This window comes from Streptomyces sp. URMC 124, from assembly GCF_051386455.1.
Lineage (GTDB): Bacteria > Actinomycetota > Actinomycetes > Streptomycetales > Streptomycetaceae > Streptomyces.
The window spans coordinates 1-904 of sequence record NZ_JBPQTS010000341.1 but is presented as its reverse complement, the minus strand read 5'-3'; the positions used below and the strand labels follow the sequence as shown (position 1 = coordinate 904).

Annotated in this window: 1 protein-coding gene; it reads left to right on the top strand. The window is 65.0% G+C overall.

Translation table 11 applies throughout. The features are described from left to right. Positions 1-266 precede the first annotated feature (266 nt). Positions 267-904, top strand: a 638-nt coding sequence (locus ACSNOG_RS32825; RefSeq protein ID WP_436756347.1) for a transglycosylase SLT domain-containing protein, incomplete at its 3' end; no start/stop codon positions are given.

The window sequence follows — 904 nt, the reverse complement described above, 5'->3', positions numbered from 1 at the left end:
GGGGGCTGTCGGGTGTGAGGGCGCCCATGAGAGCTGGCTCACTTACGAATTCCGTTAGTGGAATGCGGGGGCGGAATTAAGGGGCGGGGCCGTTGGGTCCTGGTGGGTGTCATGAAAGGTGGTAGTAGGTCACAGTGCTTGTCAGGGGTTTTGGGCGCCGCTAACAATTACGGGGTCGCTGGGCGCCGTCGACCGAGAAACGGCGCTTTGATTTTGCGCCGCTTCAGGGCCAGGCGACATCCGCGATTGGAAGGTTCAGCTCAGTTATGCGCTCCACCGTCTCCGCCATTGCCCGTCTGCCCAAGATTCACAAGTTCTCCGTTGCCGGTATTGCTGCGACCGGTGCCGCTGTCGTCGCGGTCGCCGTCGCCCCGCACGCTTTCGCTGCCGGCGGCGATGCCGCTTCGGCTGCGGTGCCGGTCAAGCCGGTGGCGTGGAGTGCTGAGGCTTTCGGTGAGACGCAGCATGCTGAGCTGGAGAAGCACACGGCTACCGCCGCTGCTGCCGCGAAGACCGCTGCTGCGGGGAAGACCAAGGCCGATGAGGACCGGGCTGCCAAGCAGGCCGCGAGCCGTTCCACCGAGCGCAAGGCCATCACCGCCAAGCCCGCCACCAAGGCTGCTGCCCCGGCCAAGCCCGCCGCTGCGGCGAAGAAGGCTTACGCGAACAACGTGGACGGCTGGATCAGCGAGGCCCTGAACATCCTGCGTGCCAAGGGCATCCCGGCCTCGTACGACGGCATCAAGCGGAACGTGATGCGTGAGTCGACGGGTAACCCCCGTGCGATCAACGACTGGGACATCAACGCCGTCAACGGCGTGCCGTCGAAGGGTCTGCTGCAGATGATCGACCCGACGTTCAAGGCGTATCACGTCGAGGGCACGTCCTGGGACATCTACGACCC